Genomic DNA, 21153 nt, shown 5'->3' with positions numbered 1-21153 from the left:
TCGCTCTCGGCACCCGGCCCAAGGGTTGAGGACGGAACACCAAGCTGCTAACGGCTATGGTGACTTGGTGTCAGATGGACTACAGCGCGGGTCGACAACGGCATGTCAGCCGACAAGACAATGAAGACGGATTCAGTTGCGGAGCTCGCCCGAAACTGGCGGCTGGAAGGTGGCATCGGCTTTCTTCTTCGGCTGCTCGAAGCCCGCTACGACGTCCTCTATCAGAAAGTGACGCGCCAGAGTGACATCACCCCCCGGCAGTTCGGCGTGCTCATGGCGCTGTATCAACGCGGCCCGCTCACGCCATCGGTCCTCGCGGAGCACATCAGTTGCGACCGGAATACGCTGAGCGAGATGCTCAAGCGGATGACGGCGCGAAAGCTGATCTCGAAAAAGAGCAATGCGGAAGACCGGCGCTCCGTGCAGGTTCAGATCACCGCCAAGGGAGAGGCTGCCCTCTTCAGCGTTGTCCCGTCCGCTGCTGAACTGCAGGACCTGATGCTGGCGCCGCTGCGCAAGGAAGATCGCGCGCATTTTCTGAAATGCATGCTGGCGATCGCAAAGGCGGCGCCATCGGGCTCTTCCGGATCATCCGAGGATTGAATTCTTCTGCAGCATTGCTGGCGCGGGCGAACTATTTTCCGAACGCTCCTACTTCCGCCAGGCTGGCGATTTCCGCGGATGACAAGCCCAGCGCCCGTGACAGCACCTCGTCGCGGTGCGCGCCGACCGCCGACACCTCGCGCCGCATGGAGCAGTCCGCTCCCGACATCTTCCAGGGTGGATTGACGCCGAAAAACTCGCCTGCGCCGTCAGCAATCGTCGCGAACGCGCCGCGCTGCGAAAGATGCGGATCCGTCAGCGCCGCGCCGGGATCGCGATATTCGGCGCAGGGAACGCCGGCGCGATCGAGCGCCGCGATACATTCTCGCACCGTGTGGCGCTCGGTCCACGTCCCGATTTGCCGCATCATTGCGCCCCAGTTTGCGCCGCGCGCCGGCACAGTGTTGAAGCGGGCATCCTCGGCCAAGGCGCGGTCCCCCGTCACCTCGCAAAGGGCGGCGAAATTGCGCGACGTCACCGGCGCGATCAGGATATCGCCATCGCTGGCGCGCACGGGACCATAGGTCGGCCGCGGCGCATGCACCGGAAACTGCGCCTCCTGGAGTTCGTAGACGAGCAGGTTCAGCATGCAATCCATCAGCGCGACGTCGATCCGCTGCCCCACTCCGGTGCGCGATCGCTGCACGAGTGCGGTCTGGATCGCCGAATAGCCGAAGATGCCTCCGAGCAGATCGGCGACGAACACGGCGCCCGCTGCGGGACGATCGCGATCGCCCGCATACCGCATCAGCGCACGGTCGAACCCGCTTTCTGCGTGAACGATCATGGCATAGGCCGCACGTTCCGCCGCCGGACCGGACTGGCCATAGCCGGAGATCGAACAATAGATCAGGCGCGGATTGATCCCGCGCAGCGCCTCATAGCCGAGTCCCAGCCGGTCCATGACACCGGGACGAAAATTCTCCACGACGATATCGGTCTGCTCTACCAGCCTGTGAACGAGGCCGATCGCTTCGCTGTTCTTTAGGTCGAGTGCCAGGCTCCGCTTTCCGGCATTGAGCTGGCCGAAATAAGCGCTGTGGCCGTCGCGGAGCGGTGCACGCAGCCTCATGTCGTCACCCTCCGGCGGCTCGATCTTGATGACCTCCGCACCGACGTCCGAGAGCAGCCGCGCACAATAGGGACCAGCCAGCATGATCGAGAAATCGAGCACCCTGACGCCTTCCAGGGGTGCGGTGGCGGTGTTGAGCTCCGGCATGCGGCCACTCCTATCTCGGCAACCCAAGCGCCCGTTGCGCGATCAGGCTGCGCTGAATTTCGTTGGTTCCAATGCTGATCACCCACATCAGCGAATGACGCAGGTTCTGTTCGAACCGTCCATTGTCGATTGCATCAGGCATCCCTTCGGAAAGCGCGGCGCGCTGGCCTAGAATGTCGAGGGCGGTTTCGCCGAAGCGCTCCATCAGCTCGCTGGAGAACACTTTGCTGATCGCGCCATATTCCGGCGGGGTGACGCCATCAGCCGCCAGTTCCGCGCAATGCATCATCAACTGACGGCCGACCTCGATTTCAGACGCGAGTACGGCCATTCTGTCGCGGACGATCGGGTCATCGGCAAGCACCGGCCGGTCGCTACCGGTCGCCATGATATGCCGGCGCAATTGTTCGAAAGCGTGGGCGACCTTAAGGACGATCCCGCCGCCGACCAAGCCGCGCTCGAAGGCGAGCGCGCCGGTCAATACCTTCCAGCCGCCATCGACCTCGCCAACGAGGTTGCCCAAGGGAATGCGGACGTTGTCGTAGAAGATATTGGCAAAGGAGCCGTCATACATCGTCGTCGCCGGCTGGATGGAGATGCCCGGCGTGTTCATCGGCACGATGAACATGCTGATGCCGGCATGCGGCGGCTTGGCGTCCCTGTCGGTGCGTGCGGCCAGGAACATGTATTTGCCCCACCACGTCGTCGTCCAGATCTTCTGGCCGTTGATGATCCACTGATCGCCATCGCGCTCGGCGCTGGTGCGCAGCGCGGCGAGATCGGAGCCTGCCTGGGGTTCACTGTAGCCCATGCCGTGCATGGCCTCGCCGCGGAGAATCTCCGGCAGATATTTTTGCTGCTGCTCCGGCGTGCCGAACATCATCAGCGCGTTGGCCTGGATCGCGGCGCCAATGCGCGGCGCTTCGCTCCGCTCCATCGTTTCGATGAAGGCGATCTGCTCCAGCGGCGAGCGCCCCTGCCCGCCGAATTTGCTCGGCCATCCCAACCCGATCCAGCCCGTCTTCCCAATCTCGAGCGCGAACTCGGTATCGAACTCACGCTTGGCAAACGGCTGCGCGTCGAAGGCGGCCTTGCGCTCGCCCGACCAATTCTCCTCCAACCATTGCCGGATCTCCTCGCGCAGCGCATTGCCGGCCGGGCCAAGATCGTATTGCGGCAGTTCCGCACCGCCATCATCCAGCAGGAAGGAGGCTATGCCGAGCCTTGCATGCGCTGCGCCGCCGAGCGCGATCGTGTCGAGATGAACCCGCTTGAAGTGCAGCGGCGCCTCGTGCTCCTCGGCATAGCCGATGGCGCCGAACGTATGCTGGGTCTCGAGCGAAACACGCCGCAGCGCCTCGGCGGAAACGGAGGCGGCGCAATCGGCGAAATACGGCCAATGACGATCGCCACGATCATGCAGTTCCCCTGCATGGTCGAGGATCAGGCGTACGCCTTCGAGCAGGATCAAGCAATTGGCCAGCTTGTGCTGGATCGCCTGGAACTTTCCGATCGGCTGCCCGAATTGCCGGCGTTCCCTGGCATAGTCGACCGCCAGTTCGAACCCGCGCCGCGAGGCGCCGTGCGCCCGCGCCATCAGCGCCAGCTTGGCCTTGCGCAATAGGTCATGGACGGCAAGGAATTCGACTTCGATGATTTCAGCCGGCGCAGCGTTCAGCCGAACCTGGTGAAGGCCCCAGGCGCCCACCGCGCGGGTTGGTTCAACGCCGACAGCCGGGCCATCCATCGCAACAAGCGCAAGCGCCGATGAACTGATCGGCACAAGCAGATGCGTACAGCTTCCCGCCGCCTCGACAAACCGCAGCAGTCCGCTTGCCCTCATGTTCGTGACCTCGATGGCTCCAGCCGCGCGGTCCGGATCAAATGCCCCAAACGAGAGCGCGATGCGCGCGCTGCCCGCATGCAGGCGCCTTAGCAAATCGACCGAAGCCTCGGACCTTGCTCCCGCGAGCGCAAAATTGGCGAGAGCTGCCGACCACATCGGCGCCGGGCATGCGGCGCGGCCCAGCTCCGCCATCACCACCAGGACCTCGCGCAGCCCTCCCATGTCGGGATCGCTGCCAAGCGACGCAACGCCCTGACCAACGAGCTTGCTCCAGACGGCGGCGATCTCCTCCGGGCACGGGCCGTGCTTCATGGCGTCGGCGCGCCAATGCTGGCCGAGAAATCCGCGCAGGGAATCCCGGAGCATCTCCCTCGTGTCTTCAGTCGCGAGCTCGGTCGCGCGCATGACTGGGCTAAGCCTGGCCGAATTTCGGCTTGCGCTTCTCCTTGAACGACGTCGTCGCCTCCTTGTGGTCGGCCGTCTCGAACGTCACCTGCTCCAAGGCCATAGAGGCTTCGAGCAGCATGTTGACGCGATCCTTGACAATCTGGTTGATCGACAGCTTGGTCCAACGAATGGCCCAGGTGGGGCCGTTCGCAAGCTCCACGGCGATATCGCGGGCCCTGGCCAGCACCTCCGCGCGCGGCGCCACATGGTTGACCAGCCCGATCCGCTCGGCCTCCTTGCCGCTTAGGAGCGTGCCGCGGATCAGGAATTCCTTGGCCTTGTTGATCCCAACGAGCAGCGGCCAGATCACGGTGCCTCCGTCGCCCGCGACCAGGCCGACCCGCGAGACATGCGTGTCGCCGATCCGCGCGTCTTCGGCCATCACCGTTATGTCGCACAGCAACGCGTGGGTCGCCGCAAGGCCGATCGCATCGCCGTTGATGGCGGCGATGATCGGCTTGTCGAGCTCGAGCTGGCGGGTGACCCCGCGCCGGCTGATCATGGGATCATGGACCTCGCCCTCCTCGAGGACGTCGCCGCCCGGCCGTTCCGACATCGCCTTCACGTCGCCACCGACGCTGAAGAAATCGCCGGCACCGGTCAGCACCACGACATTGACGGCGTGATCATCGGCGAGGTCATCCCAGATCGTCCGCAGTTCGCGGATCAGCTTCTGATTGATCGCGTTGCGCGCCTGCGGGCGGTTCAAGGTCACGGTCGCCACCTTGTCCGCAACCTCGATCTTCAGGCACTCGTAATTGGCATATCTGGACACATTTTCCTCCGTTTATATTCTTGTTCAGGCGAGGCTGGTCGTCACATGCCGCCGCTCAACGGCGGAAACCGGGCTGGACCTCCGCCAAGGCAACATGAAGTGACATGGCGCCGGGATCCTGCTCCAGCATCCGCTGCACAGATTCGAGATGCGTGCGCATCAGGCGCGTGGCGGACGAGACATTGCGCTCGCGCAGCGCGGCCAGAAACTGCCGGCGTTTCTCGGCGAGCCGGGCCATCGCGACGCCGCTCGATACCACCTTGGCATAGACGAAACGCATGTGAATCTCCGTGACCGAATCCATGATCATCGCGATCACCTTGTTTCCGGTCGCCGCGGCCAGCAGCTTGTAGAACTCCCGCGAGCACTCGACCCGGTCGAGCAGCCGGCCTTCGCGCGTGGCAAGTTCGGTGCGCGCGACATTCGCCTCAAGCGCGTCCAGATCGGCCGCCCGCACATTCGCACACGCCAGCCGTACGACGAGATCAAGTACATGGACACGCGCTTCCGACAATTCGCGCACTGAAATCGTGCCAAGGCTCAGCATGTCTCGCATGACGTCGTTCATGCGACTGGTATCGCCCTCGCGGATGAAGGCCCCTCCCTTGACGCCCTTCTGCAGCCGCAGCACGCCCGCCATCTCGAGGCTTCGCAGCGCCTCGCGCAGGACATTGCGGCTGACGCCGAGTTGCTGGGCCAGGTCGCGTTCGGCCGGAAGCTTGTCCCCGGGCTTCAGCACGCCAAGCGCCAATTGCTCACGAATACGCTCACAGATTTCCTCGAATGCGCGGCGGGTATGGATCGGCCGGAATTGCGGTGCAGCCGGTGCCCCGGCTGCACGGTGATCGGGGGCCCGTTCCCGCCGGTTGAGCGAGGTCAACCGCGGCCGGGTGGAGCTACGAGGGCTTGACTTGGTGTTCATCGGGTGAATTATTAAATGGATCACCCATTCAATGGAAGCCCCTTTTTGGCTCCTTACAAAAAAACAGGCGGAAACCCCATGAGCTTCACCGAGGAGCAGACCGCGTTTCGCGACAACATCCGAAGAATGGTCGCCCGGCATGTGGCGCCGATCGCCGCCGAGATCGACGACACTGATCGTTTCCCACTTGAGATCGTGAAGCTGTTCGGCGAGATGGGGCTGATGCAGCTTTGGGTGCCGGAACAATATGGCGGCCCGAACGGCAATCTGACGATGGCCTGCATCGCGCGCGAGGAGATCTCGAAGGTCTCGCCCGCCTGCGCCTCGATCGCAGCCCTCAACACCATGTTCATCATGCCGCTGCTTCACTTCGGCTCAGAGGAACAGCGCAAGAAATACCTGCCGATCATCGCCAAGGGCGGCGTCGTGACGGCGATCGCGATCTCCGAGCCACAGGCCGGCTCGGACGTCTCCGCGCTCAACACCCGCGCCAGGAAAGATGGCGACTGCTACGTCCTCAACGGCCGCAAGCAATGGTGCAGCTATGGCGTCGTCGCCGACTATATCGTGGTGATGGCGCGGACGAGCGACAGTGCCGGTGCGGACGGCATCAGCGCCTTCATCGTCGAACCGAAGCAGATGCCGGGCATCTCGTTCGGGCGACACGAACGAAAGCTGGGCTTTCACGGCGCTCCGAATACGCCGATCTTCTTCGACAATGTGCGGGTTCCGGCCGAGAACCTCGTCGGCGAGGAAGGCAAAGGCTTTCGCGCGTCAATGCGCGCCCTCGATCTCAACCGGCCGACCATCGGCGCCCAATCGGTGGGACTGGCGCAGGGCGCGTTCGACGCCTGCATCGGCTATGCGAAGGAACGCAAGCAGTTCAAGCGATCGATCTCAGAATTCCAGGGCGTGCAGTTCATGCTTGCGGACATGGCTATGCAGATCGAGGCCGCGCGCGCACTCGTCTACGAATGCGCGCGGGCCGGCGATGAAGGCGACTGGAAGCGATTGAACCTGCTCGCCAGCATGGCCAAATGCATCGGCAGCGACACCGCCATGAAGGTCACCACCGACGCCGTCCAGATCTTCGGCGGCTACGGCTACACCATGGATTATCCGGTCGAACGCATGATGCGCGACGCCAAGCTGACCCAGATCTTTGAAGGCACCAACCAGATCCAGCGCGTGGTGATCGCCCGCGAGTTGCTGCGATAACAACAATGAACAATCAAATACAACATGGAGGAAACGATCTTGACCTGGACCATCCACCGGATTTGGCCCGCCGTCGCCATATCCGCGCTTCTCGCCGCATCACCTGCTTACGCACAAAACGCCTATGGCCCGGGAGCCAGCGACACCGAGATCAAGCTTGGCCAATCGACCCCGCTCAGCGGTCCCGCCTCTGCTTTCGGTGCCGGCGCAGGACGGGCGGTCGTCGGCTATTTCGAAATGCTGAACGCGCAAGGCGGGATCAACGGACGCAAGATCAGCTTCACGCAACTGGACAACGCCTACAGTGCGCCCAAGGCGGTCGAGCAGTCGCGCAAGCTCATCGAGGACGTCGGCGTGCTCGCTGAGGTCGGCACCATCGGAACGGCGCCGAATGTCGCGATTCAGAAATATCTGAACTCCAAACAGGTGCCGCAGCTTTTCATCACCGCCGGCGGACGCCGCTTCAACGATCCCAAGGCTTTTCCGTGGACCGTGCCGCTCTACCCTGATTTCGAGACGGAAGGCCGCGTTGTCGCCAAATATATCGCGAGGGCAAAACCCGACGCCAAGATCGGCGTCTTGTACCAGAACGACGATTACGGAAAGGACTACCTCAAAGGCTTGCGGGCCGGGCTTGGCGAAAAGGCGGCGCAGATCGTCACGGCGGTTTCGTACGAACTCGCCGATCCGACGATCGATTCGCAAATCGTTCAGTTGAAAGCCGCCGGCATCGACACGCTGATTGAACAATCGTCATCGAAGGCGGCCGCGCAATCGATCCGGAAGGTCTACGAGCTCAAGTGGCGCCCGCTCCACGTAATCGGCGGCTCGACGGCATCCGTGGAAACCATCCTGAAGCCGGCGGGCCTCGAGGCATCGAAAGGTCTGGTCACGACACAGTTCCTCAAACAACCCGGCGACCCGGCATGGGTCGATGACGAAGAGGTGAAGGCCTACAAGAGCTTCCTGAAGAAATATGCGCCATCAGCCAATCCGGACGACTATTCCGTCCTGGTCGCCTACATGAACGTCCACGCCGTGACGCTCGCCCTGAAGAAATGCGGCGATCAGTTGACGCGGGACAACCTCATTCGCCAGGCGACATCGCTCCATGGCGAACGGCTGCCGATGATGCTTCCGGGCATCTCGATCAGCATGCATCCCGACGACTACACGCCCTTCAAGACGCTTCGGATCGCGATTTTCGACGGAGAGAGCTGGACACTGGCAGGCGATCCGCTGTCCGCCGAGTGATCCATCCGGGCGTTCGCAGCGTTGCTCGCGAATGCAGTTTCTCCATCAGAAAAGGCGAGCGCGGCATTTGCCGCCCTCGCCCAGCGGTCCCGGAGATTCGCGAGAGCTCAGGACGCAATCGCACCGAGATCGATCATGTCGCCGACGGGAATCCAGTTCCCACCATCGAAGCGGGAAATCTGCAGATTGTGGATGGCGCGATAGTCGGTTGGAGAATTTTCGACCTTGATGCCGTCGAGGAAAAGCGGCGGCAGTTCGCCCTTGAGCGACGTCGCCTGCTTCAAGAGGTTTTCCCGCGTCAGATCGTTGCCGCAACGCTTCAGAACCTGCTCGATCATGTAGGCGTTGTTGTAGCCCGGCGTCGCCGTATTGTCGTCAATGCCGACCGAGGGCATGTATTTCTTCATGAAGTCGACATAGGCCTTCACCCTTGGCTTGTCCCGGTGTCTTGGATCGGTCACGACGATCTCCCACCATGCCGAGATCAATTCCTTCGCATTGTCCAGGCCGGCCGGCGCAAGCGTGCCTCCGATCGAGCTGCAATTCGAATTGACGACGTGCAGCGGCTTCCAGCCCATTGCCGCCACCTTCCGGATGCCTTGCGCGGCAAATTTGGAGTAGGTGAGCTGGACGAACACATCGGCACCGGTCGCCCTGCAATCGGCGACCTGATTGTCGATGGTGGGCTCGGTGATCTCGTGACTGACCTCCTTGACGATGGCGCTCGCCTTGCCCCCCAGCCCCTTTTTCAGGCCGCGAAGGAAGTCCTTGCCGAGATCGTCGTTGACATAATGGACGGCGATCTTGGCGTCCGGCTTTTCATTCAGGATGAACGTGGCCAACGCCGCGCCTTGCGCGACATAGATTGGATAGAACGGAACGATCCAGGGAAACTCCTTCGGATCATTGAAGCGTTCGGCGCCTGATGTCAGGAACAGGCTCGGCACCTTCTTCGCGTTGAGATATTTTTGCACGGCGGCATTAGTTGCCGTTCCCAGGAAACCGGCGATCGCAAAGACTTCCTCCGACTCCACCAGCTTTCGCGTCTGCTCGACGGCTTTCGGCGGCGAAAAGGCATTATCCAGCGAAACCAGGTTGATCTTCCGGCCGTTGATGCCGCCATTATCGTTGACCATCTGGAAATAAGCGGTCTGCGCCTGTCCGTAGACGCCATAGCCGGACGCCGGCCCGCTATAGGGTGCCGTGGTCCCGAGCTTGATTTCGGTGTCGGTTACTCCAGGTCCGTAATTGTTTGCAGCGCGTGCGCGCGACGCTCGACCGAACGTGAGTGCCGCTGCGCCGAGGCCGGCGATGGTTGTTCGCCGCGAGATCAATGTCATGTCGGCTCCTCCCTTTCATTTTTGCGATAATTGAATGCTGCAACGGGCCCGCTGCTCTGCGGCAGCGAGGGGCCCCGTGAGCTACACGAACGAAACACTCACTGGAGCGAACCCCGAAATCCTGGCTTCGTAGAGTTCGCCCGCGGAGACCGGCGACACCGGTCCCAGCGCGCCGGTCAGCACGGCATCGCCAGACCGCAGCGGTTGGCCGGCTTTGGCCATGGCGCGGGCAAGCCAGAGCGCGGCGCGCAGGGGATGGCCGAGACAGGCCGCGCCGCAACCGACGGAGACGATGGCGCCGTTGCGCGTCATCGTCATGCCGCAGGCCTCCAGATCGACATCAGTCAGGCGGCGCGGCGAGGCGCCGAGCACGTAGCGTGCGCTTGAGCCGTTATCGGCCACCGTATCCAGGATCGTGATCTTCCAATCGCTGATACGGCTGTCGACCACCTCGAGCGCGGGGACGATATAGGCCGTCGATCGCATCAATTCGCCGAGAGTGGTGCCACCGTCCGCAAGATCCCGCTCCAGGACCAGCGCTATCTCCGCCTCGACACGCGGCTGGATCAGTCGCGCGACCTCGATTCGCTCGCCGGTCGGGATCTCCATATCGGCAAACAGCGCGCCGTAGTCGGGCTGATCGACCCCAAGCTGCTGCTGCACTGCTTTCGATGTGAGCCCGATCTTGCGGCCCACGAGCCGGCGGCCGCCGGCAATCCCGCGCCGCGTGACTTCGGCCTGAATCGCATAGGCCACCTCCACTCGCCCCTCGCCGATATCGCTTGCGATCGGCGCGATCGGGCGGCATGCCGCCTCGGCTTCCTGCAGGCGTGTCGCAATATTCTCGATAATATTGCTCATGGCCGGTCCAGGAAGTCAGCGACCAGCGCATTGAATTCGTCGGCCTTCTCCCACTGCGCCCAGTGCCCGCATTTGGGAAAGACGTGAAGCTGTGCGTTCGGCATGGTCTTGAGCAGGATGAAGCTTGAATCGAGCGGCACGACCCGATCCTCGCGTCCCCAGATCAGAAGCGTGCGATGCTTCAGCGCGGCGAGATTCTCACGCCAGATATCGAGCGGCGGCCGCTTGAAGATGTCGATGACATCGGGGAGGGTGGCGGCTTTGAGCCGCTCGGCCAGCAGTTCTTCGGTGATCGAGGACTGATCGAACACCAGAAGATCGATCACGCCCTTCAGCTTCTGCAACGTCGGCCCCTCGCCGCCATGGAACATCGCCATCCGCCGCAGGCCTTCGGTCGGCATCGGCGAGAAGATCGCCTGGCTTCCGCCGGTCCCCATCAGCACCAGCCGGTTGACTCGTTCAGGCGCGCGCAAGGCGACCATCAGCGACGTCGCGCCTCCGAGGGAATTGCCGACGAAGCTCGCCTCCTTGACGTCGATCGCGTCCATGAAGGCGCGGGTGAAGTCACCCATCGCTTCGAAGATCGGGCCGTCCTTCAGCTTCCCCTCGGTCTCGCCAAATCCGGGAAGGTCGAACACGATGACGCGACGGCGCGCCGCAAGAGCCTCGACGTTCTTGCGATAATTGCTCAGGCCGGAAGCCCCCGGCCCTCCGCCATGGATGAGGATAGTGGGCTCCCCTTGCCCGACGTCGTAGTAGTGCGTGCGCGTACCCGCGACATCGACATGCTTACCCTTCAGTTCCACTATTGATCTCCGACTTCGATGATGATTCTGTTAGCTTCGGGCGTTCGCCTGCAGATAGGCGTCGCGCAGTTTCCGCTTGAAGATTTTTCCGCTCGCCTCGCGCGGCAGCGCGTCATGAAACACGAACCGTTTCGGGATCTTGAATCGGGCGATATGCCCTTCCAGGAATGTCGCGATGGCTTCGGCCGCAAGCCGAATCCCGCCCTCGGCTTCGATGGCGGCGACCAGGCTTTCCCCGAACTCCTCGTCGGGTGCGCCGAACACTGCGCAGTCCCGTACGCCCGGACAGTTCACCAGGACATTTTCGATCTCCGCGGGATAGATGTTGACGCCGCCGGAGATGACCATGTCGCGCTTGCGGTCGCAGATGAAGAGATAGCCGTCAGCATCCACGTAGCCGACATCACCGCAGGTCACGAGCCCGCCCCGATCGATCTGCTCGCGCTGCTCCGGCCTGCCGTGATAGGTGAAATCGGCATAGGCCTCCGTGCGCAGGTAGATTTCACCGATCTGTCCTGTGCTGAGCTCGCGACCCTCGTCGTCGTAAATACGTAAGGTCGTGCCCGCCATCGCCCTGCCGACGGTACCCGGATGGGCAAGCCATTCATGCGAGTTGCAGCCGACGGCCGGTCCGGTTTCGGTGGCGCCATAGGTTTCGTGGATCACCGGCCCCCACCAGTCGATCATGCGCCGCTTGACATCAGGCGGGCACGCGGCACCGGTGTGGGTCGCCCAGCGAATGGACGAAACGTCGTACTGCGATCGGACCGCGTCGCTGAGCCGAAGCAGGCGTACGAACATCGTCGGCACCATCGTGAGATGGGTGATGCGATGTTCCTCGATCGTCTTCAGCAATTCTTCGGGATCGAAATTGTGCTGCAAGACCACGAGATCGGCATGCTGAAACGCCTGCCTGGCAAACGCACCGGGTGAGGCATGATAGAGCGGGCCGCACACGAATGCGCGCATGCCTTGCTCGATGCCGTAGATCTGTCGCAGCAAGGCGGCGTTCTTGCTCACCTGCTCGGCGTTCATCGGCGCGCGACGCACGCCTTTCGGTCGGCCGGTGGTGCCGGAGGTGTAGATCATGGTCCCGCGCGGGGCGCGCGCCGGTTCCGGCCATTCGGCAAAACCGTCACGATGCGGAGCCCAGGCGCGGGCGCACGAAGGAGCGTCCGACGAGGCCATGGCACCGGACGGCGCAAAAAACGTCGGAAGGTCGGCCGGAATTGCGGCCGCAACACCCTGCAACAGGCCAGCATGGCCGATCAGCGCATGCGGCGCGCAATCGGCGAGGATGTAACGGATTTCGTCCGCGGTGCCGTGCCAGTTGAGCGGTACGACATAGGCCCCGAGCAGAGAGGCTGCCTGCATCACTTCGAAATAGATCGGATCGTTCCGGATCAGGAGTGCGATCGCATCGCCTTCGTTGACGCCGGCTGCCGCAAGCGCTGATGCAGCGCGCCTGCCCTGTGCGAGCAGCGCGTCGCACGAAACGCTGTGCGTTCCGATGACGATCGACCTGTCCCGCTTCACTCCAGGCATATCATCGCCTCGGCGCGAACAGAGGGCAGATAGACGTGGTCGAGCGCCTCGAAGTCCGCTTCCGACAAAGTGATCGACGTCGTGAATGTCAGTGGATCCATGTGGCCATTGAGCACATCGGGATAGTTCCAGCGCGTCGTCGCCACCGTGCGGTTGCCGGCCTTCAGCTCCACGGTGAGCGGTGCCGCCGCGCTCGAGCCGTGCCCGCTCTGATAGCCGTCGCCGATGCAGTAGATCTCCAGGGCGAATTCGTTGCGGCCCCGACGCTGAACGGCGATCTCCATGTCGAGCAGGCCGAACACGACGTCATCGGGCTCATCCTCGCTGTAGAAATACACATACGAGATACGCCCGTAGCGGCTGACGCCGAGCGCAGCGTCGGACGGCACCTGCGCATCGCTCCGGCCCGGTGTCCGCGGCGGAACAGGACCGAGCAGGCACATTTGTGGAAGCGACCTGCAGGCAATCATGACGCTATGCCTGCTGTGATGCGTCGGGATGACGATCGCTAGTTGCTGCATGCTGGGTTTCCAGATCGAAGGTGCGGCCAAGAAAAGCGAAGGCGTTGTCGGCGAGAACGCCCGGGCAGTCCGGCAGCGCTGCTTGGACAAATGCGCCGGGATGCGTTTGGCGAATGGTGAACGGATAGTCGGAGCCGACCACGATGCGGCTCGATCCCACGACCGAAGACATGAACTGAAGCGCGGGGCCGTCGTAGAGAATCGAGTCGTAGAAGAAGCGGCGCGCGATTTCCCTTGGCGATCTCGTCATCCGTTTCTGCATTTCGCCGCCGAGCGACCAGCCGCAGTCGAGCCGCGGCAGGATCCAGGGCAGCGCGCCCCCGCCATGGCTGAGCAGGATGCGCAGCCTGGGAAATTTCTCGAGCACGCCGGCCGCAAGCATCGACACTGCGGCAAGCGCGGTCTCGACTGGAAATGCTGCCGTCGCCGCGAATTCGGGTCCCGCCCCGATCCGCTCAACCCCGGCCGGATGCAACGGATGAACGAAGATGCAGAGGTCGAGCGCCTCAGCGGCTTCATAGAGCGGATGGAGCGCTTCGCTGCCGAGCGCGACGCCATCGATATGACTTCCGATTTCGATGCCGGCGAGACCAAGCGCCTTGATGCGCTGCAATTGCGCCAGCGCGCGCGGCACATCCTGAACACAGGCCATGCCGATTCCGGCGAACCGGCGCGGAGCCTCGCCAATCATCGCGGCGATGTGTTCGTTGATGATCTCGGCGAGGTGCTCGGCGTCATCAGCCGGCAACCAATGCGACAGCAGCTCCGGCATCGGGGACAGCACCTGCATTGCGGTGCCGTCCTCCTCCATGTCCGCCAGCCTGCGTCTGACGTCCCACGAGCGCGAGTCGATTTTGCGGAACACCTTTCCGCCAATCATCACCGCGGCCTTGTCGCCGGAAAGCTCGACGCTCGGCCACAGCGGGTCGCGCGCCTTGTCAGCCGGGAGTCGTGCAGGCACGACATGCGTATGGGCATCCACCACTGGCAATGGCGCCCTCCTTTCCTTCCCTGATCCCTGCGCTGCAGCGAACCGCTTTTCGAGTTGCGCGGGATAATTCACTTTACAAACAGGAATGATTGTTTTTATCCTGCTTGTCAAGCGGCCGCGAGAGGTGCGCTGCGAGCGGCAAAGAACCGCTCAAGGGGAGTGAACGCATTGGATCTATCCCGGACACGCATCGTCATCGTGGGCGCAGGCCAGGCCGGCGCGCGCGCTGCCGAGGCGTTGCGGGCCGCCGGGCATCGCGGGCCGATCACCTTGCTCGGCGAAGAAGAGCATCCGCCCTACGAGCGACCGCAACTTTCGAAGGCCATGCTGGTCAATGTGGACGAAGAACCGCGCTTCATCCGAAATTCGCAGGATTGGGCAGCGATCGACATCGAGCTGAGCACCTCCACGCCGACTGTTGCGATTGATTTGAATCGTCGTGCGATCGGGCTGTCGGACGGCCGCGAGATTTCATTCGATCGCCTGCTGCTAGCGACCGGCACGCGGCCGCGTCGGTTGCGCGATCTCGACGATTGCGGATTGCGCGTCTGCTATCTGCGCTGCATCGACGATGCGCGAGCACTCAGACGCAATCTCACGCAGGACGCCAAAGTGGTGCTGGTCGGTGGCGGCGTGATCGGTCTCGAGGTCGCCTCGGCGGCCATCGTCCGCGGCTGCGAGGTCACCGTGCTGGAGAAGGCCGATCGGCTGTTACCACAGGTCGGCTCGCCAGTGCTGAGCGGGTATCTGAGGCGGCTGCACAGCGACCGCGGCGTCGCTGTCTGCTGCAACGTGACCATCGTGGGCGCCACGGCCAAAGGGATTCAGTTGTCCAACGGAAGGATGGTTCCGGCCGATCTCGTCGTCGTCGGTGTCGGCGTTGAGCCTGCGGCCGACCTTGCCCGCCAGGCGGGGCTCGCAGTCGATCAAGGCATTCGTGTCGGCCCCTCCGGCATGACCGACATCGAAGGCGTCTATGCAGCCGGCGACGTCGCCGAACAATGGAGCGACTGGCACGGACGCTGGATGCGCGTGGAGAACTGGGCCAATGCGCAGAACCAGGCGATCGCGAGCGCCAGGAACATGGTCGGTCAGGATAATGCCTACGAGGCGCCGCCCTGGTTTTGGTCCGACCAATTCGAGTCGAACATCCAGGTGATCGGCCACCCCGGCGGCGCCGACGAGATCGTGCGCGGGGATGTCGAGCGCGGACGCTTCACCACCATCAGCCTCCGCGACGGCGAAGTGGTCGGCGCCGTCACCGTGAGCTCACCCAAGGACATGGCGCTGCTACGAAGGCTTGCCGCTTCCCGGAAGCGGGTCAATCCATCCGACATCGCCAATCCCGCTTTCGACTTGAAACAAGCTCTCGCGTCATGAAGAGCGCAGACGGAGGAAACGACATGCAGACCGACAGCCGTCAGCCAGCGATCCTGGTTGATCCCGCCCAGCAGATCTTCAAGGTTGCACGCCGCAACTTTACCGATCCCGAGATATTCAAGGCGGAGAAGGAGCTCGTGTTCGAGCGCTCGTGGCTCTATCTCGGCCATGCATCCGAGCTTCCCAAGCCCGGCGACTTCGTGAGCCGGACCGTGGCCGGTCGCAGCATCCTGTTCACGCGCGACAGCAAGGGGACGCTTCGCGCGCTTCTCAACACCTGCCCTCACCGCGGCGCGCAGGTCTGCCGCGAGCGGAAAGGGAATGCGAAATCGTTTCAGTGCTTCTACCACGGATGGGTGTTCGGAGCCGACGGCAAGCTGCGCAGCCAGCCCGGCGAGGAAGCCTATGCGGAAGGATTCAAAAATCGCGAATCTTCCAACATGCAAGCGGTTCCGCGCTTCGAGACCTACCGCGACTTCTGCTTCGTCTCCTTTGACAGGAACATCGTCCCTCTCGTCGATTACCTCGCCGGCGCGAAGGAATATCTCGATCTCATCTGCGATCAGACTGACGCGGGCCTCTCGATCATTGCCGGCACCCAGGAATACTCGATCCGGGCGAACTGGAAGCTTCTCACCGAGAACAGCATCGATGGCTATCATGCGACCACCACGCATGCGAGCTACTTCGACTATCTGATGAACACGACGGATGGACTTGCCGGCGGGATGGGCGGGGGCGGATATGGCTACGACCTCGGCAACGGCCACGCCGTTCTCGAATACGGCGCGCCGTGGGCGCGGCCGGTCGCGCAATGGATTCCAGCGTGGAGCGATAGCGGAAAGCAGGAAATCAGCCGCCTCTACGACAATCTGGTGCAGCGCTTCGGCAAGGAACGCGCCGACCGCATTTCCCGCAAGAACCGGAATCTCTTCATCTTCCCGAATCTCGTCGTCAACGACATTATGGCGCTGACCGTCCGCACCTACTTTCCGATGGCCGCTGATTATATGGTCATCAGCGCCTGGGCTCTGGGGCCGAACGACGAGACCTCATGGGCTCGCAAATATCGCCTGAACAACTTTCTCGAATTTCTCGGGCCCGGCGGCTTCGCGACGCCTGACGATGCCGAGGCGCTCGAACATTGCCAGCGCGGCTTCAATAATGCCAAGGAAGCGCAATGGAACGACATCTCCAAGGGAATGGGCAAGGAGCGCCCCGCCCACAATGACGAGCTTCAGATGCGCGCGTTCTGGACCCAGTGGAACGCCATGATGTTCACGGCGCCCATCTCCAGCATCAAGAACGTCGCGGCCTGAAGGAGATCGTCATGTGCGCAATCGAACGATCAGACGTGGAAGACTTCCTGTTTCACGAAGCAGACCTGCTCGATCAATGGCGACTGCCGGAATGGCTGGAGCTCTTTACCGATGACGCAACCTACGAGGTCCCCTGCACCGATCTGCCGCCGGACGCTTCGGCGGACAACAACCTCTTCTATATAGCCGACGACCGGTTCCGGCTGGGTGAGCGGGTGAAGCGCCTGATGAAACGAACCGCGCACGCCGAATTCCCGCACTCCAAGACCAGCCGCATCGTCGGCAACGTGCGTATCCGTGGGCGAGGCGAAGATTCCGTCGACGTCAGCGCGGTGTTCCAGACCTTCCGCACCAAGGACGGCACGACCGATCTCTATTTCGGCACGAGCAATTACCGCCTGAAGGTCGATGAGAGCAGGATAAGGATCAGCGAGAAACGCTGCCTGCTTGGCGGCGAAGGCCTGCGTCCGCATGGCCGGATTTCCATTGTGCTCTGAGAGACAGCCCCGATGGAAAAACGATTTGCCGAACAGATTGTGGTGATCACCGGCGCCGCCAGCGGCATCGGCGCGGTGATCGCGCAGCATTTTGCCCGAGAGGGCGCCAGGCTGGTGCTTTCGGACCTCGACGAGAATAGGTTGACCGCTACGGCCCACGGTCTCTCCTCGCTCTGCCGCGAAAGGCCGCTGGTCCGAAGCGGCGATCTCTCGAAGGAAGATGTCGCCGGCCGATTGATCGGCGATGCCGTCAAGGCGTTCGGCACGATCGACGTCCTCGTGAATAATGCCGGCGGCGGCATCATCAAGCCGTTCCTGGAGCACACTCCTGAGACACTGCGGACGACCATCGACCGTAATCTCTGGACGATGCTGTGGTGCACGTGGCACGCCGTGCCGGTGATGAAGGCGAAGCGCTACGGCCGGATCGTCAATATCGGCGCCGACTCCGTCCGCAACGGGCTTTATGATCACGCGGCCTACAACGCGGCAAAGGGCGGCGTTCACGCCATCGCCACAGGGCTCGCGCGCGAATTCGCGACCGACGGGATCACCGTCAATGTCGTTGCACCCTGCATCGTCAATACGCCCCAGGTGCAACGCGCGGCCGCCAAGGCTCCGCAATCCATCCGAAAATTCGTCGACGTGGTGCCGATGGGACGCCCCGGCGAGATGGACGAGATCGCGTCCATGGTGTGCTATCTGGCCTCCAGGGAAGCCTCGTTCGTCACAGGCCAGGTCATCAGCGTGAATGGCGGAAGCACGATGCTATGAATACGATGACCAAAGATGTGCTGATCGGAAGGCTGGACGAGTTCCCGCCGGGAGAAGTCCGCCAGGCGACGCTGCCGGATGGCACCAACATCGCCGTGTACAATGTGGACGGAGCAATCTATGCCACGGCCGATCTGTGTACCCATGGCGAGGCTTCGCTGTCGGAAGAAGGCATTCTGACGGGGAAAATCGTCGAGTGCCCGTGGCACTTCGGCACGTTCGACGTCACTAATGGGCAGCCGACCGGCATGCCCTGCACGGTCGCGCTGAAGACCTTCCGCGTCAAACTGAGCGAAGAGGACGTTTATGTCGAATGCTGACAAGACGAAGCCAGGCGCACACGGAGGCCGGGCGTCCCTGCCCCGCACCGCGGCGCGGCAACGGCTGCAATCACGCCGCAACAGCTCGAGCGAGCCGAAATACGCCCCCAAGCGAACCCAGGCGGAGCGCAGCGAAGCGACGCAGACCCAATTGATCGAGGCCGCGGTGAAGCTGGTGCGCGCGAACGGACTGCGCGGCCTGCGCACCGTCGAGGTGGCCGAACTCGCGGGCGTCTCGCGCGGCGCCCTGCTGCATCATTTCAAGAGCAAGCACGATCTTCTGGTCGCCGTCATCAGGCACGTCAACGAAGTCTCGCTGGTGGAGAGCGCCCGCCGGGCCCACCTCGCCCAGAACAGCGGAAACGATCCAATCGAAGGGATCATCAAGGACGCGCAGGATTTCTATTTCGGCGACTATTTCTTCATCGAGCTCGCGATCGCAATGAGCGCGGACAGCGACTCGCGCATTCTCAAGCGGGAGACGTACAGGAACTCCCGCACCAGCCGGTTTTCGGTCGAGGCCGCCTGGCTCGAAGCGCTGATGTCGTCGGGCGTTCCCAAGCAACTCGCCAGCGATATCCTCTCGCTCACGCTGAGCGTGGTCCGCGGCTATTCGGTTCGAACCCTGATCGAAAAAGATCCTGAACAGTTCAGTCGCCTGCTGAAGGTGTGGCGCGACATCGTTCGCCAACACCTCCAGACGGCGATGGCGAACGACCAAAAGAACCGTGGTTGAAAATGGACGCCAAGCACTTCACCCCTATCCCGTTGATCCAGCTCTGCTATGTGAGGCTTGCGGTACAGAACGGCCCGGCCGCCGCGGCCTTCGCGACCGACATTCTGGGGCTTCAGCGCGTCACTGATGACAAGGAGCAATTTCTGTTCCGTTCCGACGAGCGCTTCCACACGCTCTGCCTCGTCGAAGGTGCTGACAGGTCAAGCATCGGCGTGGAAATTGCGTCCGCCAACGACACTGATCGAGCGGTCGACACTCTGAAGCGAGAGGGATTTGAAGTCCGCGAGGCATCGGCGGAGGAATGCAGCCGGCGTTTTGTCCGGCGCGCGCTGATCGTGCGCGACGCGAGCGGCAATGAAATCGACCTTGTGTCACGCCCGGCGGTAAGCGGCCGGCGCTACTTCCCGAGCCGCGATGCCGGTGTCACCGGCCTGCAATGCGTGGGCCTTCGCAGCCGCGCGATGGCGGATGACCTGAAGCTGTGGACCACGATCCTGGGAGCGGCGATCAGCGATTGGGTCGGCGATATTGCCTATCTCAGCATCGACCGGAAGCATCACCGGATTGCGCTCTACCCTTCCGATCGGGCGGGGCTGCTTGACGTCTGCTACGGAGTCGAAAGTCTCGATTCGATCATGCAGAACCACTATTTCGCGCAGGAGCGACAGATCAAGATCCTGCACGGCCCAGGCCGCGAAGCAGCATCCGGCCAGATCTTTCTGCGATTTGCCGGACCGGAAGGACAAGTCTTCTCGTACGGACATGGGCTGGCCGACATCGATACCCGGCACCATGCGAGGCAGTTTGCGCCGGCAGCTTCCTCACTATGCGAATGGGGAAGCGAATGCTCCGAGATTCCGGAGCTGCGGCAAGCCATCACCTGATCTCTGCAAAGGAGCGCAACCATGATCCAGCTCAAGGATGTCACCTATGCGCGGCTGGGGAGCTCGAGCCTCGAGGAAGCGGAATCATTTGCGACCAGATGCCTCGGTCTTCAGGTGAGCGAGAGATCGCGGAACTCGCTCTATCTGCGTTCAGACGAACGTGCGCATACGCTGTGCTACTTTGAGGGCGACCCGGCCGATCAGACCATCGGATTCGAAGTCGAGAACGAGAGCGAGTTGAACGAGGCCGCCACGACCCTGGACGCGCTCGGTCATCCGGTGCATGTCGGCGCGGCCGCCGAATGCTCGGCACGCAAGGTTCGCGCCTTCATTGGCTTCAAGGATCCGAGCGGCAACCAGATCGAGCTGGTTGTCCGTCCGGAGCAGCATGGCCGCCGCTATTTTGCTTCACGGGACGCCGGCATCACCGGCTTCAGCCATGTCGGCTTGAATTCGACCAATCCGGTCCGCGACGAGAAGTTCTGGACGGAGGTCTGCAACGCGCGCGTCAGCGATCGCATCGGAGATATTGCGCTGATGCGCGTGAACGCGATCCATCACACCATCGCGCTTGCGCCGGCCAGAGGTCCCGGGATCCAGCACATCAACCATCAGGTGCAAAGCAACGACGACGTGCTGCGATCCTTCTATCACTTGTCCGAGCAACGGGTGCCGATCGTCTTCGGCCCTGGCCGTCACCCGACGTCCGGCGCGCGGTTCCTTTACTTCCAGGGCCCCGACGGCATGGTGTTCGAATATTCGGTCGGGGTGGATGAGATCGAGGACGAGGAATCGCATCGGCCGCGCCAGTTCGGGTTCGAACCGACAAGCCTCTGCATGTGGGGATCGAAATCAAAGCGCGCGCGGTAGACGCGGCAAACGACACTCGGTATCG

General features: G+C 62.6%; 21 protein-coding genes. 11 read left to right on the top strand and 10 right to left on the bottom strand.

Features of this window, described 5'->3' with window-relative positions; genetic code table 11:
* Positions 1–120: 120 nt before the first annotated feature.
* Complete coding sequence (locus AC5ZG5_RS19235; protein WP_245474471.1) at positions 121–603, top strand: MarR family winged helix-turn-helix transcriptional regulator; 483 nt, start codon at positions 121–123, stop codon at positions 601–603.
* A gap of 31 nt (positions 604–634) precedes the next feature.
* Here the strand turns inward: AC5ZG5_RS19235 and AC5ZG5_RS19230 are convergent, their stop codons facing one another.
* From AC5ZG5_RS19230 to AC5ZG5_RS19215, 4 genes are read right to left on the bottom strand one after another with little or no spacing between them, the layout of a single operon-like run.
* Positions 635–1822: a CaiB/BaiF CoA transferase family protein gene (locus tag AC5ZG5_RS19230; RefSeq protein WP_456643472.1), complete on the bottom strand. Its 1188-nt coding sequence runs from the start codon at positions 1820–1822 to the stop codon at positions 635–637.
* Between the two features lie 10 nt (positions 1823–1832).
* Complete coding sequence (locus AC5ZG5_RS19225; protein ID WP_456643473.1) at positions 1833–4034, bottom strand: acyl-CoA dehydrogenase family protein; 2202 nt, start codon at positions 4032–4034, stop codon at positions 1833–1835.
* Between the two features lie 46 nt (positions 4035–4080).
* Positions 4081–4890: an enoyl-CoA hydratase/isomerase family protein gene (locus AC5ZG5_RS19220; RefSeq protein ID WP_028163119.1), complete on the bottom strand. Its 810-nt coding sequence runs from the start codon at positions 4888–4890 to the stop codon at positions 4081–4083.
* Positions 4891–4945: 55 nt separating this feature from the next.
* Entirely contained in the window at positions 4946–5812 is an 867-nt protein-coding gene (locus AC5ZG5_RS19215) for a FadR/GntR family transcriptional regulator (protein ID WP_496165460.1), read from the bottom strand.
* Positions 5813–5890: 78 nt separating this feature from the next.
* Here AC5ZG5_RS19215 and AC5ZG5_RS19210 point away from each other — a divergent pair, with 78 nt between their 5' ends.
* Both AC5ZG5_RS19210 and AC5ZG5_RS19205 read left to right on the top strand, forming a co-directional pair.
* Positions 5891–7030 carry an acyl-CoA dehydrogenase family protein gene (locus AC5ZG5_RS19210; RefSeq protein WP_456643475.1) on the top strand — a complete coding sequence of 380 codons (1140 nt, stop codon included), beginning with the start codon at positions 5891–5893 and terminating at the stop codon, positions 7028–7030.
* 24 nt (positions 7031–7054) lie between these two features.
* A complete protein-coding gene (locus AC5ZG5_RS19205) occupies positions 7055–8284 on the top strand; it encodes an ABC transporter substrate-binding protein (protein ID WP_496138695.1) in 1230 nt (409 codons plus the stop codon).
* Positions 8285–8391: 107 nt separating this feature from the next.
* On the opposite strand, the gene AC5ZG5_RS19200 is transcribed toward AC5ZG5_RS19205, so the two are convergent.
* The 6 genes from AC5ZG5_RS19200 to AC5ZG5_RS19175 form a co-directional block, all read right to left on the bottom strand.
* Positions 8392–9624: an ABC transporter substrate-binding protein gene (locus AC5ZG5_RS19200; protein ID WP_456643477.1), complete on the bottom strand. Its 1233-nt coding sequence runs from the start codon at positions 9622–9624 to the stop codon at positions 8392–8394.
* 81 nt (positions 9625–9705) lie between these two features.
* On the bottom strand, positions 9706–10485 hold the full coding sequence (locus tag AC5ZG5_RS19195; protein WP_456643478.1) for a 2-keto-4-pentenoate hydratase: 780 nt from the start codon (positions 10483–10485) through the stop codon (positions 9706–9708).
* Positions 10482–11291: an alpha/beta fold hydrolase gene (locus tag AC5ZG5_RS19190; RefSeq protein ID WP_456643479.1), complete on the bottom strand. Its 810-nt coding sequence runs from the start codon at positions 11289–11291 to the stop codon at positions 10482–10484. Before AC5ZG5_RS19190 ends, AC5ZG5_RS19195 begins: the two co-directional genes overlap by 4 nt.
* A gap of 30 nt (positions 11292–11321) precedes the next feature.
* Positions 11322–12827, bottom strand: coding sequence for an AMP-binding protein (locus AC5ZG5_RS19185; protein ID WP_456643480.1), 1506 nt, complete (start codon positions 12825–12827; stop codon positions 11322–11324).
* A complete protein-coding gene (locus AC5ZG5_RS19180) occupies positions 12824–13225 on the bottom strand; it encodes a hypothetical protein (RefSeq protein WP_496132940.1) in 402 nt (133 codons plus the stop codon). The genes AC5ZG5_RS19185 and AC5ZG5_RS19180 overlap by 4 nt, the downstream gene beginning before the upstream one ends.
* An 85-nt stretch (positions 13226–13310) precedes the next feature.
* Positions 13311–14342: an amidohydrolase family protein gene (locus tag AC5ZG5_RS19175; RefSeq protein WP_456643524.1), complete on the bottom strand. Its 1032-nt coding sequence runs from the start codon at positions 14340–14342 to the stop codon at positions 13311–13313.
* Between the two features lie 174 nt (positions 14343–14516).
* Between AC5ZG5_RS19175 and AC5ZG5_RS19170 the strand changes: the two genes are divergently transcribed.
* Genes AC5ZG5_RS19170 through AC5ZG5_RS19135 form a run of 8 tightly spaced genes read left to right on the top strand, consistent with a single transcriptional unit; the run spans position 14517 to position 21128 of the window.
* Complete coding sequence (locus AC5ZG5_RS19170) at positions 14517–15728, top strand: NAD(P)/FAD-dependent oxidoreductase (RefSeq protein WP_456643482.1); 1212 nt, start codon at positions 14517–14519, stop codon at positions 15726–15728.
* A 23-nt stretch (positions 15729–15751) separates the two neighbouring features.
* Entirely contained in the window at positions 15752–17047 is a 1296-nt protein-coding gene (locus tag AC5ZG5_RS19165; RefSeq protein WP_456643483.1) for an aromatic ring-hydroxylating oxygenase subunit alpha, read from the top strand.
* An 11-nt stretch (positions 17048–17058) separates the two neighbouring features.
* Entirely contained in the window at positions 17059–17544 is a 486-nt protein-coding gene (locus AC5ZG5_RS19160) for an aromatic-ring-hydroxylating dioxygenase subunit beta (protein ID WP_130222385.1), read from the top strand.
* Positions 17545–17556: 12 nt separating this feature from the next.
* A complete protein-coding gene (locus AC5ZG5_RS19155) occupies positions 17557–18318 on the top strand; it encodes an SDR family NAD(P)-dependent oxidoreductase (RefSeq protein WP_496165458.1) in 762 nt (253 codons plus the stop codon).
* Positions 18315–18638 (top strand): non-heme iron oxygenase ferredoxin subunit, encoded by a 324-nt coding sequence (locus tag AC5ZG5_RS19150; protein ID WP_207230889.1) that lies wholly within the window; start codon positions 18315–18317, stop codon positions 18636–18638. The genes AC5ZG5_RS19155 and AC5ZG5_RS19150 overlap by 4 nt, the downstream gene beginning before the upstream one ends.
* Entirely contained in the window at positions 18625–19374 is a 750-nt protein-coding gene (locus AC5ZG5_RS19145; RefSeq protein ID WP_456643485.1) for a TetR/AcrR family transcriptional regulator, read from the top strand. Before AC5ZG5_RS19150 ends, AC5ZG5_RS19145 begins: the two co-directional genes overlap by 14 nt.
* Positions 19375–19376: 2 nt before the next feature.
* Positions 19377–20258, top strand: coding sequence for a VOC family protein (locus AC5ZG5_RS19140; RefSeq protein ID WP_456643486.1), 882 nt, complete (start codon positions 19377–19379; stop codon positions 20256–20258).
* Between the two features lie 21 nt (positions 20259–20279).
* A complete protein-coding gene (locus AC5ZG5_RS19135; RefSeq protein ID WP_456643487.1) occupies positions 20280–21128 on the top strand; it encodes a VOC family protein in 849 nt (282 codons plus the stop codon).
* The last annotated feature ends 25 nt before the right edge of the window (positions 21129–21153 follow it).

Source organism: Bradyrhizobium sp. Ses1 (assembly GCF_059512365.1).
This window is presented reverse-complemented; position numbering and strand designations above follow the sequence as displayed.